Origin of the sequence: Erwinia sp. STN24, assembly GCF_041320675.1 — a bacterium.
Lineage (GTDB): Bacteria > Pseudomonadota > Gammaproteobacteria > Enterobacterales > Enterobacteriaceae > Erwinia > Erwinia aeris.
Genome location: NZ_JBGGPM010000007.1, coordinates 1 through 16,360, shown reverse-complemented (window position 1 = coordinate 16,360; position 16,360 = coordinate 1). Strand labels below are relative to the sequence as shown.

General features: G+C 50.3%; 13 protein-coding genes, 1 tRNA gene and 1 pseudogene. 10 read left to right on the top strand and 5 right to left on the bottom strand.

What is annotated here, in order from left to right:
• The first annotated feature begins 273 nt into the window (after window positions 1-273).
• The 4 genes from lptF to ACA373_RS19180 all read left to right on the top strand — a co-directional run bounded on the left by lptF (window position 274) and on the right by ACA373_RS19180 (window position 4,771).
• Window positions 274-1,374 (top strand): LPS export ABC transporter permease LptF, encoded by a 1,101-nt coding sequence (gene lptF / locus ACA373_RS19195; RefSeq protein WP_253458008.1) that lies wholly within the window; start codon window positions 274-276, stop codon window positions 1,372-1,374.
• Window positions 1,374-2,450, top strand: coding sequence for an LPS export ABC transporter permease LptG (gene lptG, locus ACA373_RS19190; RefSeq protein ID WP_253458011.1), 1,077 nt, complete (start codon window positions 1,374-1,376; stop codon window positions 2,448-2,450). The genes lptF and lptG overlap by 1 nt, the downstream gene beginning before the upstream one ends.
• 850 nt (window positions 2,451-3,300) lie before the next feature.
• The gene (locus ACA373_RS19185) at window positions 3,301-3,708 is read left to right on the top strand and encodes a YsnF/AvaK domain-containing protein (RefSeq protein ID WP_253458017.1); all 408 of its coding nucleotides are present in this window, start codon (window positions 3,301-3,303) and stop codon (window positions 3,706-3,708) included.
• Window positions 3,709-3,730: 22 nt separating this feature from the next.
• On the top strand, window positions 3,731-4,771 hold the full coding sequence (locus ACA373_RS19180; RefSeq protein WP_301250696.1) for a YsnF/AvaK domain-containing protein: 1,041 nt from the start codon (window positions 3,731-3,733) through the stop codon (window positions 4,769-4,771).
• A 66-nt stretch (window positions 4,772-4,837) separates the two neighbouring features.
• Here the strand turns inward: ACA373_RS19180 and ACA373_RS19175 are convergent, their stop codons facing one another.
• Both ACA373_RS19175 and ACA373_RS19170 read right to left on the bottom strand, forming a co-directional pair.
• The gene (locus ACA373_RS19175) at window positions 4,838-6,115 is read right to left on the bottom strand and encodes a DUF445 domain-containing protein (RefSeq protein WP_253458035.1); all 1,278 of its coding nucleotides are present in this window, start codon (window positions 6,113-6,115) and stop codon (window positions 4,838-4,840) included.
• 62 nt (window positions 6,116-6,177) lie between these two features.
• Window positions 6,178-7,710 carry a hypothetical protein gene (locus ACA373_RS19170; protein WP_370734975.1) on the bottom strand — a complete coding sequence of 511 codons (1,533 nt, stop codon included), beginning with the start codon at window positions 7,708-7,710 and terminating at the stop codon, window positions 6,178-6,180.
• Window positions 7,711-7,870: 160 nt separating this feature from the next.
• Here ACA373_RS19170 and ACA373_RS19165 point away from each other — a divergent pair, with 160 nt between their 5' ends.
• Window positions 7,871-8,491 carry a LysE family translocator gene (locus ACA373_RS19165; protein ID WP_370734974.1) on the top strand — a complete coding sequence of 207 codons (621 nt, stop codon included), beginning with the start codon at window positions 7,871-7,873 and terminating at the stop codon, window positions 8,489-8,491.
• 841 nt (window positions 8,492-9,332) lie between these two features.
• On the opposite strand, the gene ACA373_RS19160 is transcribed toward ACA373_RS19165, so the two are convergent.
• Together ACA373_RS19160 and ACA373_RS19155 are read right to left on the bottom strand one after the other, a co-directional pair.
• Entirely contained in the window at window positions 9,333-9,839 is a 507-nt protein-coding gene (locus tag ACA373_RS19160; RefSeq protein ID WP_253458044.1) for a DUF2501 domain-containing protein, read from the bottom strand.
• Window positions 9,840-10,535: 696 nt separating this feature from the next.
• Window positions 10,536-10,943: a hypothetical protein gene (locus ACA373_RS19155; RefSeq protein WP_370734973.1), complete on the bottom strand. Its 408-nt coding sequence runs from the start codon at window positions 10,941-10,943 to the stop codon at window positions 10,536-10,538.
• 300 nt (window positions 10,944-11,243) lie between these two features.
• Between ACA373_RS19155 and ACA373_RS19150 the strand changes: the two genes are divergently transcribed.
• The 5 genes and pseudogenes from ACA373_RS19150 (at window position 11,244) to ACA373_RS19130 (ending at window position 15,291) form a co-directional block, all read left to right on the top strand.
• Window positions 11,244-11,328: transfer RNA gene (locus ACA373_RS19150), tRNA-Leu, on the top strand.
• A 198-nt stretch (window positions 11,329-11,526) separates the two neighbouring features.
• A pseudogene (locus ACA373_RS19145) lies at window positions 11,527-12,804 on the top strand (tyrosine-type recombinase/integrase).
• Window positions 12,805-13,009: 205 nt separating this feature from the next.
• The gene (locus ACA373_RS19140; RefSeq protein ID WP_158698693.1) at window positions 13,010-13,183 is read left to right on the top strand and encodes a hypothetical protein; all 174 of its coding nucleotides are present in this window, start codon (window positions 13,010-13,012) and stop codon (window positions 13,181-13,183) included.
• A gap of 33 nt (window positions 13,184-13,216) precedes the next feature.
• Entirely contained in the window at window positions 13,217-13,807 is a 591-nt protein-coding gene (locus tag ACA373_RS19135; protein ID WP_049855646.1) for a restriction endonuclease subunit S, read from the top strand.
• 2 nt (window positions 13,808-13,809) lie between these two features.
• Complete coding sequence (locus ACA373_RS19130; RefSeq protein ID WP_370734972.1) at window positions 13,810-15,291, top strand: type I restriction-modification system subunit M; 1,482 nt, start codon at window positions 13,810-13,812, stop codon at window positions 15,289-15,291.
• Between the two features lie 61 nt (window positions 15,292-15,352).
• Here the strand turns inward: ACA373_RS19130 and ACA373_RS19125 are convergent, their stop codons facing one another.
• Window positions 15,353-16,066, bottom strand: coding sequence for a M48 family metallopeptidase (locus ACA373_RS19125; RefSeq protein ID WP_370734971.1), 714 nt, complete (start codon window positions 16,064-16,066; stop codon window positions 15,353-15,355).
• Between the last annotated feature and the right edge of the window lie 294 nt (window positions 16,067-16,360).

The following is a 16,360-nucleotide window of genomic DNA, read 5'->3' as shown; positions in this document are numbered from 1 at the left end:
AAAGACAACGGCGCTTGCTGCGGCTAGAATATAGCGCTTGTTAACCGCATAATGCCGGGGCAACGCGCCGTGTAGCGTTACGGGCGTCAGATTTTGTTCGGGTGATGCCCCTTAGGAATAATCGGGTAAACGTTTTTTTTTGCATCACCGGAACGCGATTATTGTCATACTAGTTTAGCTACGACCGAGGCCATTGATGAGAAAAAATGGCGTATAAGCGATGAAACTATCGATTTTCCTGCAAAAAGACAAGTTTTCACAGGCGTATTCAGCGTGATTATCATTAGATATCTGGTAAGAGAGACGCTCAAAAGCCAGCTGGCTATCCTCTTTATTCTGCTACTGATCTTCTTTTGTCAGAAGTTAGTCAGGATCCTGGGAGCCGCGGCGGATGGCGAAATTCCCACAAATTTAGTTCTGACACTGTTAGGCCTTGGCGTTTCAGAGATGGCGCAGCTCATTTTGCCGTTAAGCCTCTTTTTAGCCATTTTGATGACGCTTGGCCGTCTGTACACCGAGAGTGAAATCACCGTGATGCACGCCTGCGGCCTGAGCAAGGCCGTATTGGTGAAGGCGGCGATGGTGCTGATGCTGTTTACCGCAGTGGTCGCCGCGGCGAACGTCGCCTGGCTTGGCCCGTGGTCGGCGCGCTATCAGAATGAGGTGACGAAGAACGCTAAGGCTAACCCTGGCGCGGCGGCGCTGGCTGCCGGGCAGTTCCAGCAGTCGGGCGACGGTCAGTCGGTGCTGTTTATCGAAAACGTGAAGGGCAACAATTTCGGTAACGTCTTCCTGGCGCAGCTGCGGCCTAAAGGCAACGCGCGTCCTTCTGTCGTGATGGCGGATAAAGGCCATATGACGCAGCGCGCCGACGGCTCGCAGATAGTGACGCTGGATAAAGGCACGCGCTTTGAAGGCACGGCGCTGCTGCGTGATTTCCGCATTACCGATTTCCAGAACTATCAGGCCATCGTCGGGCATCAGGAAGTGCTGCTGGATCCCAACGACGCCGAGCAGATGAACTTCAGCGCGCTGCGCCATTCCGACAGGCCGGAGTTCCGCAGCGAGCTGCACTGGCGCTTTACGCTGGTGTTCTCGGTGTTGGTGATGGCGCTGATGGTGGTGCCGCTCAGCGTGGTGAACCCGCGCCAGGGCCGCGTGCTTTCTATGCTCCCCGCGATGCTGCTGTATCTGGTGTTCTTCCTGCTGCAAAGCTCGCTGCGCTCCAGCGGCTCGAAAGGACGTCTCGATCCGGCTATCTGGATGTGGGTGGTGAACCTCTCCTATCTGGCGCTGGCGATCCTTCTTAACCTGTGGGATACGGTGCCGATGCGCCGTCTGCGCGCCCGCTTCACCCGGGGAGGATCGGTCTGATGTTTGGCGTTCTCGACAGATATATCGGTAAAACGATTTTCAACACCATTATGGCGACGCTGTTTATGCTGGTGTCGCTCTCCGGCATCATTAAGTTTGTCGATCAGCTGCGCAAAACCGGGCAGGGCGACTACACCGTGGTCGGCGCCGGGCTTTACACCATCCTCAGCGTGCCAAAAGATATTGAGATCTTCTTCCCTATGGCCGCGCTGCTGGGCGCGCTGCTGGGCCTGGGCGCGCTGGCGCAGCGCAGCGAGCTGGTGGTGATGCAGGCTTCCGGCTTTACCCGGATGCAGATTGCCGCTTCGGTGATGAAAACGGCGATCCCGCTGGTGCTGCTGACCATGGCTATCGGCGAGTTCGTGGCGCCGCAGGGCGAGCAGATGGCGCGTAACTATCGTGCGCAGCAGCTGCTGGGCGGTTCGCTGCTCTCCACGCAGAACGGGCTGTGGGCGAAGGATGGCGATAACTTTATCTTTATCGAACGCCTGAAGGACAACAGCGAGCTGGGCGGCGTCAGTATCTACAACTTTAACAAGGAGCGCCGTTTACAGACGGTGCGCTATGCGGCTTCTGCCAAATACAACACGGACAAAAAGCAGTGGGATTTGTCGGAAGTGGACGAGTCTAATCTGACCAATCCGCAGCAGGTTACGGGCAGCCAGACGCTGACCGGCGAATGGAAAACCTCGCTGACGCCGGACAAGCTGGGCGTAGTGGCGCTGGATCCGGACGCGTTGTCGATTAGCGGGCTGTATAACTACACCAAATACCTTAAGCAGAGCGGACAGGTTGCGGGCCGCTATCAGCTGAATATGTGGAGCAAGATCTTCCAGCCGCTGTCGGTGGCGGTGATGATGCTGATGGCGCTGTCGTTTATTTTTGGGCCGCTGCGCAGCGTCTCGATGGGGATGCGCGTGGTCACGGGCATCAGCTTCGGCTTCCTGTTTTACGTGCTGGATCAGATCTTCGGGCCGCTCAGCCTGGTATATAACATTCCGCCAGTGCTTGGCGCGCTGCTGCCAAGCGCCGCCTTTATGGCTATCAGCGTCTATATGCTGCTGAAGCGCCGTTAACGCTCCCGGCCGCAGGTGCTCCGCCTGCGGCCACGGTTCAGCCCCGCTTTTTATCCGCTTTTCTGCCTGCCAGCCGTCGTAGCTATCCAGTGGACTTTTCTTTGCACCAGCCGTCGTAGCCTTTTAGCCTCTTTTATCTGCACGACAGATATCCTGGCTCTTCCGCCGCCTTATCCTTTCTGGCAGCCGTCGTAGCTTTCCTGGCGGTTTTTCTTCACAGCAGCCGTCGTGGCTCTTCGGCCGCTTTATCCTTTCTGTCAGCTGTCGCATCTTTCCTGGCGATTTTTTTCACACCAGCCGTCGTGGCTGTTCAGCCGCTTTTTCAGTGCGTCAGCCGTTGTGGCTTTGTGGCTGTTTTTTCCTTTCAACGGGCGCCATCGCTGCTCGCTTTCGCTGACCTTAACGCTTTCCCGGCTGCTTTCTGCCTGCCGTTTTGCGCTTTCCGCTGGCAGCGTGCTGCGTCTTTCGTCAGTTTTGTCATCTCTGCGCGGCCCGTGGTTCATAAGCATTGCCCAGACAGCGGCGTGCAGCAGCCTTCAGTACCGGCACCGCAAAAGAGAGGCGTACGTATTATTTACCAGTATTTTTATGCTGTTAGAAAGAAGGGGTTGCCACTTATATAAGTAGCGTGCGCGCAAGGCAATATAAAGCAGAAAAAGTTCAATCAATATTTAAAAATAGTTAATGTATATATAATTAAATCGCTTACAAAATCTGTTACATTTTGCCGCTTAATTGGGGAGGCAGTCTCGAAACAGTCTACTACTATTAATGGCGTGTGCAACAAAACGTGGCGCCGGATAAGAAGATTTTTTAGTCTGTGGGGCTTTAAATCTCAGGAGTTAATTTTATGGGAAATAAAAACGCGCCGCTTACTGAAAAAGTCAAAGAGGCCGTCTCGATGCCGCTTGCTGAAGAGCAGGCTACCATCTCTAAGCAGCGCAAGGTTCACAGTCGGATTAGTCTGACGCGCTCTACGCAACAGGTAGAGAAATTACTGGAAACCGAGCTAACGCATGAGCATGTTGAAATCGAGCACGTTCCTATGAATTATCAGGTTGCCGATGATTATTCTGCTGAGATCCGTCAGGAAGGGGATGTTTTTATTATTCCCGTGATTGAAGAGCAGGTAGAAATAATCACTAAGCGGGTGCTTAAGGAAGAAATTCATATTCATAAGCATACCAGTAAAGAAGAGTTTCAGCAGAAAGTCACTCTGCGTAACCAGGAAGTAAAAATTACGAAGCAGAAACTTTAAACCTATTAACGAGGATCTATTTATGTCACATGAAAAAATCGTCACCGCATTTAATGAAGTTTCACAGGCGGAAGCGGCAAAACAGAAATTGATCGTCGAAGGTATTGCAGAGAAAAATATCGATATCATCTCCGGGGAAAGATTACGCGTAGAAGATAAAGAAATCCGTCATCCAAGCTTCTGGCAGCGCCTGTTTGGCGATGACGTTGATGATGATTACGCAAGCGAATACAGCAAGGCTATCCGTTCAGGCGGTGTGCTGCTGACGGTTCGCGCTCCGAAAGATGAAGCTGACCACATTGAACAGGAGTTGAGCGCCTTTGCCGCCGACTACTCTTCACTGAGCCATACAGATCGCGACCCGGTTAACCGTAACTATGCGGGTGAAACCAACGATCGCGGCCTGCTTACCGGTGACCAGACGGGTGCGCTGAATACCACTACCGCGCCGCTGTCCAATACCGGCACCACCGGCACGCTGGCAGACGATACGCTGCTTAACGAACGCGATTCGCTGCGTAACGAACAGGATTCACTGCTTAATCGTGACCGTACCGACCTTGCCGTTTCTGAAACCGACCGCGATTCGCTGAAGCTGGCGGAAGAGCAGGTGGATATCGGCAAACGCCAGATTAATGATGGTTCCGTACGCCTGCGTCGTTTCACCGTAGAAGATGAAGTCTCGGAAGATGTTTCGCTGTACGACCAGCACGCAGAAGTCTTCCGTCACGCGGTGGATGAGCCAGCCTATCTGAACGACGTGGACTGGTCAGAAAAAACCATCGAAGTTGAGGAATCTCATGAGATCCCAACCGTTGCGAAAACCGCGCGTATTAAAGAAGAAGTGGGCCTGCGCGGCGAAGAGACCGCTCGCGTCGAAACCGTGAAAGACAGCGTGCGTCGTCAGGAAGTGGAGGTTGAGCATACCAATGAAAATCGTACGCACAACACCAACGCCCTTAAAAACGACGTAACCCGCACCGAGACCAACCTGCGGGAAAACGAGCTGACCGACGACAAGCTGGCACCGAATAAACTGACCGATGCCGACAAGAAGTACTAATCGCTAAACTGACAACGTTTTAGTGAAAGGCATGTAAGCCCGCGTCGAAAGACGCGGGCTTTGTCGTTATAGCAGCGCCGGAAGCTGCGACAGCAGCCACAGCAGCAGGCCAATTACGCCGCCCACCACCGTGCCGTTGATACGGATGCGCTGCAGATCCTTGCCGATATTTAACTCCACCTGGTGCGACATATCCTTCGCATCCCAGCTTTTCACCGTATCGCTGATATGACGGCTTAAAAAGTCCGAGAACTCTGGTGCAACGCTTATCGCCGCCTCTTCCATATGCTGATTCAGCGACGCCCGCAGCTGCGCATCCTGGGTTAAGGTTTCACCCAGCCACTGTGCGGAAGCGCTGACTTTGCCGTGCAGCACCGAGTCTTCTTTATCCAGATCCTGCTTCAGCCAGCTGCGTAAATCGCCCCACAGCTGCGCGATATAGCTGTTCAGCGTCTCGTCCTGCTTCAGGTAAGTTTTGATCTCTTCCGCTTTCAGCTGCATCTCCGGATCGCTGCGCAACCGCTCGATCAGACGCTGTACCGCACGATTGAAGCCCTGACGTAGCTCGTGCGCGCCGTCCTGCTCTATATCGTTAAGGATCGATTTCACCGCGTTGGCCGCCAGCTCGGCACTTTTTTCACCTACCCATTCCGTCGGCAGCATCTTCTCTTTAATAGGATGCTCGCGCTTCAGCCAGCGCATCACCTGCTGCGCAATAAACTCGTGCGTGCCTGGCTTGTTGATCAGATGCAGCAGCTGGCTGATGGCGTCGTCCAGCAGTGCCTGATGACGATTGTTTTTGGTCAGGCTCTCCAGCACCAGCGCCGCCGACTGCGTCAGATCGACCTTATCAATAGCCTTGTGGATAGCGCGCCGCATAAACGCCTGGATACGCGAGTCGTCAGCCAGATCGAGAAAGCCGCGCACGACTTTCAGCAAATAGCCGCTGATGCGGGCGGCGTTAGCCGGTTCGCTCAGCCAGCGGGCGATGATCTGCGCCGGATCGTGACGGCGGATTAACGTCAACAGCGAATCGGTGTTCAGGAACTTATCCTGCACGAACAGCGCCAGGTTATCGGCAATGCGATCCTTGTTGCGCGGCACAATCGCGGTATGGCGGCCAACCAGCGGGATCGGCACGCGCCTGAACAGCGCACTGACCGCGAACCAGTCCGCCAGCGCGCCGACCATCGCCGCTTCCGACACGGCTTTTAAAGCGCCGATCCACAGGTTCGTCGGTCGCCAGAGGGGATAAAGCACGGTGGCGATAAACAGCAGCGCCGCGAAGCATAACAGCAGCAGCGGCAGACGTTTGGCTTGCGCCAGTTCGGTTTCTTTATTCATAAAAGCTTGCGTGCTCCCGGGCGGATTTAGCAAAAATTAAACGAGGCGGTTCTGGTCGGGCCTCAGTATAGCTCTTCAATGGGATCGGTTTTCCAGGTGTAGTTGCTTAACTGCCAGCTGTTAAAATCGACGAGGAAATGCGCCTGTTCGCCGTTGACGATATCGGTGACGATGCCTTCGTGTACGCTGCCGGTTTTCTCCCGCCAGCTGGCAATCAGCGCCGGCTGGCCCGCTTTTTCCTCCACGCGCAGCCAGACGCGATCCAGAATCTCATCACCCTGCGCTTTCCGGCCGTCGGCGAGGGTCAGTTGGGTGGTGGCCGCTGGCGTCATCATCAGCGTGGTTACCCACAGGCCGCGATCGGTTGTCTGGAAAAAATCACTGACTTTTTGCAGGCGGCCCGCGGTCAGCGGCTGCGCTTTGACGATGGCGTCCACCAGCGCAGCGTTGCCGAACAGACTTTCCGGCTGCTTAACGGCGCTGCTGGTTTTATCCAGAGAGAAGTGGAGATAGGGTTTGCCGTTGCTAAAATCGGAAAGGGCCAGCTGCAAACCCTTATCCATTTGCGTGGAGATAAATCGCGCCAGCGCGGGAACATCCGGCGCGGCAGCTTTCAGCCCGTGTTCGATGCGGGCGAAAATCAGCGAAGGATAATAACCAGACCAGACATAGCTTTCCTGCTGCTGCTGTGCCTGCTGCTGCCGACGCAGCTCGGCGATCAGCTTATCGATCTCAGGGCCGTCGGCACCGATATCAATGAGGTAGCTGGCCAGCTCAACACGGTTACGAGGTGACTTAAAGGTGTTCAGGTTCGCTTCGGCAAACTGGCGCGCGCGTTGCTCGTCAAACTGCCGCACGTTGGTGAAAGCATCGGTCAGAATACTTTCGTCATAGCGGCCACTGCGATCGTCCAGCATTTGCAGCGTCAACGGATAAAGCGAGCGTTCCGCTTTCATCGCCTCCAGCACGGCCACTTTTTTATCATTGTTGAATGCATTGTTACCGAGGATATCGGCAATCTTTTTGCCCGTGTCATCCGCCATTACCCGACCAAATATGCCCCGGCTGGCGATAATCAGATGCAGCGCGTCTCTGAACTGATAGTCGTCGGAAGCGGGATTGAGGATGATTGCCATCAGGCGCTGTGTTTCAGCGGCGTTAAGATGGGGCTGGCTGCCGCCGCCACGGGCGTTGTCTCTGGCAAAGCGCAGCGTCAGCGAGTCGAGCAGGGCGCTGGTGCGCAGCTCATCCATAACCCGATAACCGCCGCTGTTTTCATCGTCAAAGCGCAGCCAGCCATTCACCTTATCGGTAACGATAGCCGTCATTTTGCTGCTTACGCCGGAGATACCGACAAAGCCCGCCAGCGTCAGCACGGTAGCGAAAACGGCGAACATGCCCAAAATCCATTTGCGGGTGTTATCCAGCACCGACAGGGTTTTGTTGATGGCGCTTTCGGTGATTTTTGCTTCAGCGTTATCAATTTTGTCGCTGACCTGTTGCAGCAGGCGAAGGTTTTCCTCGCGCAGCTTTTCCAGCTCGGCCTTGTGCTGCTGCGTATCCCGCTCTATCAGCAGCTTCGTTAGATCATGCATCGTTTTCTCACTACAGAAAAAGTTAACTGTTGGCGGTTAACGATAATGCAGGCTGGTGCCCGGAGATGCAAACCGTCGCGCTGTGGAGAAAAGTACATAGCGAAGGTGGCAACCGCAGCAAACTTCTGTAATTTGTTTATTTTTGCGGCGAGGAAAAAAGATGGATGCGAACATTATTGCAGTAGCCACGATTGGCGGCGCGCTGGCGCTGGGTGCCATGAGCCCTGGCCCGAGTTTTATTATGGTGGCGCGTACGGCGGTGGCGTCTTCGCGACGTGCAGGCATGGGCGCGGCGCTGGGAATGGGCATCGGCTCGATAGTGATTTCATTAATTGCGCTAATGGGCCTGCATACGCTGCTGGCGGCGGTGCCGTGGCTGTGGCTGGTGCTGAAGACCGGCGGAGGGCTTTATCTACTGTGGATGGCGTTCAAGATGTTCCGCCACGCGCGTGAGCCGCTGCATATGGAGAACAGCGGCAACATGGGGAAAAGCTTTCGCCGTGCCTTTTTAACTGCTTTTATTACGCAAATCAGTAACCCTAAAACGGCGGTGGTATTTGCCGGGATTTTTGCCGCGCTGCTGCCGAGCCATATTACGCCAGCGATGTACGTGGCGCTACCGGTGGTGTCGATGCTGGTGGATGGCCTGTGGTATGCCTTTGTGGCCTGGGCGCTGTCCTCCAGCGGGCCGCGTAATACCTATTTGCGCTATAAGGCGACGTTCGACCGTATCGGCGGCAGCGTGATGGCCGCGCTGGGCATTAAGCTGATAGTGAAATAGGCAAGGCGGGGACTTCGAAGGCCGGAGGCGTGTATGGAAGAAGCGGTTTGCTGTGGGCCGCGTTTTTGTGTGAGGAGTTTGTGTGGGGAGCGTGTTTAGAAACGGAGACAGGGCGAATTTTTGTGGCGCGGAGAGTGCGTCAGGGAAAGGGGCGGATTTCTGTGGTGCACGGAGTGCTCTGTAAGAAAAGGGCCTGTTTTCTGTGGTGCCTGGAGCGCTCTGTAAGAAAAGGGCCTGTTTTCTGCGAAATCGGGGCATGTGCCGGGAACACGATCGGATCGTAAAGACGCAAAAAGCGTCGTCCCTGACAGCTCGGCCTGCGCCGTCCATGGCGCAGGACGCTTTACTAACCCGCTCGTGTTCCCGCCACTTCAAGGTTTGGCGTGGCCTGTAGGATCGATCGGGGACGGCTGTGGCTTTGGTGTGGTTTATAATTTTGGTCAGTGGGCTGTTGTGGCTTTGGCGTGGTTTATAAGCCTGGTCTTTGGGCTATTGTGACTTTGACGCGGCCTGCAAGTCTGGCTGGTGAACGGTTGTGGGTTTGATGTGGTTTATAAGTGAGGCTGCTTTGGCTTTTGGCATTGTCTGCAAGCGGGAACGTTCGGCATTGTCTGCAAGGGTAGCTAGTGTTCTGCTGTAGCTTCGGTCTGGTTTATGAGCGTAACCAGGGGGCGGCTGTGATTTTGACGTGGTGAATGAGTCGCTGTAGCTTTTGGGCTGAAGTAAGGAGCAGCTTCTGCTTTGAGCACGACAGGACGCTTTCGCTAATCGGTTGATCTGTCTGTGCAGAGAGTGGAGGCGTCTGCGCCGTCCTTGGCGCAGGAGACTTGGTGATAATGGCCTAGGAGATAAACTGCTTGCTTTGTTTCAACACCAGATCGCAGGCTTTGGTTTTCACCTTCTTGCCCAATTCGGTGTTGCCCAGGCTTTTCAGGTTTACCTGCTGATCGCTGCCGGTATTCAGCAGGCCCATCAGACCTTGTTTATAGTCGGTGGTTTCCTGTGCTTTCGCCGTGTCGGTCAGGCCCAGCTTGCTCAGCAGCTGATCCTTTACGGAACTCACATTGTTATTTACCACGTTGTTCTGCACGCAGTACTGCAACACGCCTGCGGCATTGGTCATGCTGTTAGCGCTGAGCTGCTGATTGCCGCCGTTCAGCAGGCCGGCCAGTGCACCCAGCGACATACCGTTATTCTGCGTGGTAGTTGATGCAGAGTTAGCATTGTTCTGGCTCAGCGTGTTGGCAGCATTGCTGAGCTGATCCTGCCAGCTTGCGGCCGAAGCCACGCCAGCGAACAGGGAAGATGAAACCGTTAATGCCAACGCTATCTTGGTTGTTGCTTTCATTTTTATACCTTCTTTAAATTGTCCGGCACGACCTGTTCCCGGCGCGCGCCGATCTCCACAGTGGGACTGCGGGATTAGCCTGGAGTTCCGTATCGGGCGACAGCCCGGCTCGGCAAACCCGGCTTTAAGAGTAGTCCTGGAACTGCTTATTCAGTAAGGCGTTTCATCTTTATGTTGAAACTGCGGCTTGCTATCTTCTGTCATGACTAACTGTAGGTCGTCATCAGGATAGCTGACGCTGTCGCCAGCGGAACCTCCAGATAATGTACTTCCTCGCTGCCTGGATTCATCATCTGATGAGCATTGCCCGTTCTCGCTTTAAAACAGCACACATACCGGGTGCCAGTTTCGTTTCGCCAGCGGGTGCCCGGAAAGGATATAGATAAACTCATCCTGCTTTGTATGCGAATGCCGCAGCGCCGACAGCCGCCAGGCAAAATGCGCGTAAGGTTAACGCCAAAGTTGCTAAGGCCAATCGCCAGGGCGATGCTTGATGTGTTGGTCGGCAAGTGCCGCAAAAGGCTGCGGATAAAGGGAAGGGCTGGTTACGGGAGTGGCTTCTGCGGCGGTGACGGCTGTGGAGTAGGCTAAGAAAGGAGGAGTCGGGAAGTTGGAATATTTGGGAGTGGCGGTCATAAGGTTTCTTTGTGGCTGATGATAAAGGTCAGGGTAGACGTTAAGAACGACAAGCCGCTTTCAGAAAGGTGAGGATGTCAGATAAATAGTAGTCGAGTAGCTGGCCGCGTTAGTGAAATGATAGACGTCTCCCTTAACAGAGAGATGGATGGCGCTGCTGTTTATCTGCATTTTGACGCTTTCGTCAGAGGTAGACAAAAATGACTTATATTTATCGCCCGCCTGTTTTAAGAAATCGCTTTCCGCTACCTCAGAAGGAACGAGATAATATTGATAAACGTTTTTTGTAGTAGCGCCAGCGCTGCCTTCCGTTACGTACAGCGTAGTAGTAGAGTTGATCTGTTGCCGCTGTATAACCGACTCTTCGAAAGGCGAAAAATTCTCTACCTTCAGAATGCCGTATGCGACGATCGCCAGTAGTAATACCGCTATAACATACCGCTTCTTAAAATCCCGTGCGCTTCGCATAGTCTATCCCTGCTCTTATCCATGTTTGATCCTGGGGCTTCGCCGTATAGGGCGGGGCGGGTAGTCCCGTTTCCTTATATGAACGTGCGGTTAAAATCATAAGGAGAGTGTATTTATTGTGCCGTGGTGAGTAAATGAGCAGTTGTGGCAAAATACGTGATATAGCCTGAACGTTGCTTGAACGGCAAGGAAAGGGTAGCGCGACGTTTTTTTAAGCAGTTGCGCGTTTGCCTGCTGATAGGGGTTGCGGAAACAGGGGGTAAAGGTATAATCCACAACGTTTTCCGCATACCCTTCAGTGCCGAAGTGGCGAAATCGGTAGACGCAGTTGATTCAAAATCAACCGCCGCAAGGCGTGCCGGTTCGATTCCGGCCTTCGGCACCATCGGAACATCAATAGACGTCAACGGACGTCTTTTTTTGTGCCTGAAATCCAGTATCCGCAAGGCTTTCCTCGCTTTTTCACTCAACCTAAGTCAACCTGATTCAATCTACATCAACTTACTGATGCGGGTACAACTGCGGGTATATCCCGGTTCGATTATGTTTGTACCCGCACAGAACCCTTGAAAGGATATTCATCATGGCTCTGAGTGATGTGAAGGTTCGTACAGCCAAGCCCGAAGCAAAAGCCTATAAACTAACTGACGGTGAAGGCATGGTTTTGCTGGTTCATCCTAACGGCTCCAAATACTGGCGGCTTCGTTATCGCTTTGGCGGCAAAGAGAAGATGCTGGCGTTGGGGAAATATCCTGAAGTCTCGCTGGCGGATGCTCGAACACGCCGGGATGAAGCCCGTAAGCTGTTAGCTAACGGCGTCGATCCAAGTGAAAACAAGAAAGCCGTTAAGGTAGAGCAGGAGCAAGAGGCAATAACGTTTGAAGTGGTCGCCAGAGACTGGCATGCCAGCAATCAGAAGTGGTCTACATCGCACAGTGCCCGTGTTTTGAAAAGCCTTGAAGATAATCTCTTTGCTGCTATCGGTAAGCGGAACATTGCGGAGCTGAAGACTCGGGATCTGCTTGTACCCATCAAAGCGGTGGAATCATCCGGATGACTCGAAGTCGCCGCCCGTTTACAGCAGCGTACTACCGCAATTATGCGCTTTGCCGTTCAGAGCGGCTTAATCGATTATAACCCCGCGCAAGAAATTGCAGGTGCGGTTGCTACGGCGAAAAGACAGCATCGTGCTGCATTGGAACTTAATCGCATTCCCGAATTGCTTCACCGTATTGATCACTATTCCGGAAGACCATTAACCCGACTTGCTGTCGAACTTACCTTGTTAGTCTTTATCCGTTCAATTGAACTGCGATTTGCCCGCTGGTCAGAAGTGGATTTTGAAACGGCCATGTGGACGATCCCCGGTGAGCGTGAGCCACTGGAAGGAGTCAAGCATTCTCAGCGCGGTTCGAAGATGCGTACTCCACATCTTGTTCCCTTGTCGCGCCAGGCGCTGGCCATTCTGGAAAAGATCAGAAGTATGAGTGGGAATCGAGAGCTGATTTTTGTGGGCGATCACGATCCGCGTAAGCCTATGAGTGAGAACACGGTGAACAAGGCGCTACGCGTAATGGGGTATGACACGAAAACGGAAGTTTGTGGACATGGTTTCAGGACAATGGCATGCAGCTCGTTGATTGAATCTGGATTGTGGTCGAGGGATGCAGTGGAGCGGCAGATGAGCCATCAGGAGCGTAACTCTGTGCGTGCGGCTTACATCCATAAGGCTGAACATCTGGGAGAGAGAAGGTTGATGTTGCAGTGGTGGGCTGATTTTTTGGATGCCAATCGAGAAAGCAGAGAAGAACCGTTTAATTTTCAAAAAAAAGTAAAAAAAATTGTTCAATTAAAACAGTGACTTTACTTGTGTTTCGGTATGTAACTGGAACAATTACTCACGTAGTAGGCTATGTACTTCTTGCAAAGTTGAGTGCACATACGTATATTTACCCTATCGCTAGGTAGTACGCTACCTACGACGATAGGGGAGTGTCCATGTAGTGGGGCTACAGTTCACTCTCATTACTCTGATAGAAATCGCTAATCGAAGAGGAATGAAAAATATGAATACTAAAAAATACCAGCCTACTCTGTTAAATGCAACTGCAAAAAGACTCCGTATGGCACCTTTAGCAATACTTTTATACGTTGTGCCTGCCTTATCATTTCAAATGGACTTGGAAGTTCACTCGGGTGATACGAACATCAAGCAATCAATCACTTTAAAAACTAACTAATGGAGAGGGGAGAGGCTTCTCCCCTAAAAGCCTATGAGCGTTATCGTTAGATTGGAAGAAATTGCAGACATCCGTTTAGGGATGCCGTTTAAAACGGCTATAAAAGACCTTGGCGATGATGGTAAGTGTTATTTAATACAGACAAAAGATATTGATACAGAAGGGCTTTTGCGTATGGATGAACTTGCCAGAGTATCTCCTCCGGTTGACCCTAAAAAACACTATCTCCAGGCCGGGGACATTCTTCTACGCTTGAGGGGGCCAGTTTTTGCAGCTGGAATGTTTACGGGTTCAAAAAAACTACCTAGTGTTACAAGTAATCAAAACGCAATAATTAAATGCAAAGAGAATGATGTTTTACCTGATTATTTACAATGGTACATTAATTCGCCGTTAGGTCAGGATTATTTTAACAGGATGAGTGAGGGGACTAACATCACTAAAGTTAGCTTGAAAACCCTTTCTGATATGGAGATTAAATTGCCTCCTATAGAGGTTCAAAATAATATTGTTAGAATAAAAAATAACTGGGAAAAGCAAAGGGATATTCATAGGAAGATTATCAATAATGGTAACTTACTCTACCTCAATATTTGCTTCAAACTGCTTAAAGAAGGTAATTAACTATGTCAACAGTTGATGATAAAGAAATTAAAAATATCGTTTGGGACATATTCAGTGTTTACAGAGGAAGTTTGGATTCTATACAGTTTCTTGATTACATGCTTTCTTTGTTATTTCTAAAGTATGTATCTGATTTAATATGTGATATCCATGAAGATAGAGTGGTTGATGATGACTTGAAATTAAAGTTACTGTTGTCTAATACCCCTGAGGATATGAGTTTCAATTATATATATTCAGGTGTTAATGATAGAGGGATAGGTGAAAGGATTAATACAGCACTCAGCTATTATGATGAAGCTATTTTTCAGAAATTATACAAATGTGAAAGAGATGTCTTTAGTGATATAGACTTTACATCTGACAAGCTTGGACCTCGTAAAGAGAGAGAGGCTTTTTTAAGTGAGTTAATGCATGCCCTCAATTCTAAAGTCTTTCAATTTAATAGTTACAATAATGGCCATGATAGAATAAAGGCAATATGTGGTTTTTTATTTGAGAAAGTTGCATCTGATGCAGGTCTAAGAGGTGGTGGTTTTTATACGCCATATGGCGTCTCGGTATTGTTATCTAAGTTGGTTACACCCGTTCCAGGTGATTCAATTTATGATCCAGCATGCGGCACTGGCTCACTTTTATTAAGAGCTATGCAAGAAATAGCATATCGTAATCAGTTTCAGGATTATAAATTATATGGCCAAGAGATATTGAAGTCATCATGGAATGTTGCTTGTATTAATATGTTTTTACATGGTGTGTACTCCTGTAGCATAAAATGGGGCGACGTCCTGCTGGATCCAAAATTTCATGACTCTAAAGGCGAACTAGAAAAGTTTGACGTTGTACTTTCAAACCCACCATTTTCAGTATCCAATTGGGGATATGAAGAGGCATTAAAAGACAGATTTGGTCGGTTTGGTTTAGGAATTCCGCCACAATCTAAAGCGGATTATGCATTTATTTTGCATATGATTGCATCTATGAAAGATAAGACAGGGCGGATGGCACTTGTTGCCCCGCATGGGGTTTTATTTCGAGGTGCAAGTGAAGCTTTGATTAGAGAGAATTTAATTAAAGAGAATCTGTTGGATGCTGTTATTGGTCTTCCTGAACGTTTATTTTTGTCAACTAATATACCAACGGTGATTTTGATTTTCAAAAAAAATAGAAATGATTCAAATGTATTATTTATTGACTCAACTATGTTTTTCTTAAAATCAAAGGGACGGAATTATTTAACCGTCGAAAATATTGAAAAAATATCTGATATTTATCATAAAAGACATGAAGTGGAAAATCTTTCACGCGTTGTCAGCTTTAGTGAAATTAAGGGTAATGACTATAATCTCAATATTACCAGATATGTAAAGCGTGAAGAGGAAACTCAAGATATTGATCTATACTCTTTAATCTATGAACAAGAAAAATTACAAGAAGAACTTCGTTCTTTAGAAAAAAATATGAAATTGTATATCCATTTTTAAGTGTTTGGCTAGTACCTATCGGTACTAGCTTTTTTAATATTATTAATTAAATATATTGGCTTTAATATGACCAATGATTATAAGCCAAGGGCATTTTATTCAACTTAGCTCTGTGTTCGCGCCAGTTCGGTAGGTGCATGTTCATCAGGCCGATAAAACGCTCGTTGTGTTTACGTTCGTGAAGATGAACGAGTTCGTGGACCACAATGAATTCAAGGCATTCAGGAGGTTTTTTCACCAGCTCGAGATTTATCCAGATACGTGCGGTCTGAGGATTACAGCTACCCCATTTAGTCTTCATTCGCTTGATGCCAACATAACTGGCTTCAGCCTTCATTTCAGGCTGCCATTTTGCCATTAACTTAGGCAGTCTTTGTTTCAAAATACCACGATACCACTGGTTGAGAACTGTTTCCCGCTGGGCCGTATCGTACTGTGGAGGAACTTTCATGCGTATCCAACCACCCTGAAGTTTCACTTCAGCGGGCCTATCCACTAAAACTACATCCAGTCGATATCCTCTTCCCCAAAGATAGTGTGTTTCTCCACTACACATTTCTCGTTCACTCTGGCGCGGCTGAGCCTGAAATTGTGCTTGCTGTTGTCGGATCCATACCAACCTTCTTACTACAGCCATCCTAATAGCTGTGTCTGACAGTGAGACTGGGGCCGATACCCTTACTCGGCCATCCGGAGGCAGTACGCTGATATGCAGGTTTTTAATTTTTTTACGCTGTAAATCCAGAGTTAGCTCACCAATGGTAACCAAAGGCATTAGCGATACTCCTTCTGCGCCTTCACCAGTTTCATCACATCCGCGACCGTCACTGCATAACCTTTAATTTCTTCCGCGATAGCGAAGCTGATCTCGCGCTCTTTAAAACGATCTCCGTACCAGTCTGCCTTTTTAGTGTGACGTACTGCAGTATCTATCTTTATAACTGTAGTGGTCAACAAAAACTGGCCACGGCTTTAGAGTTTTTCCAGAACAATCGCTCTGATTCATTTGGCGTCAAACCCCCGTTATATTGATGAGGTCTGAGCTGGCTGTAATATCCCGTGATGTAAT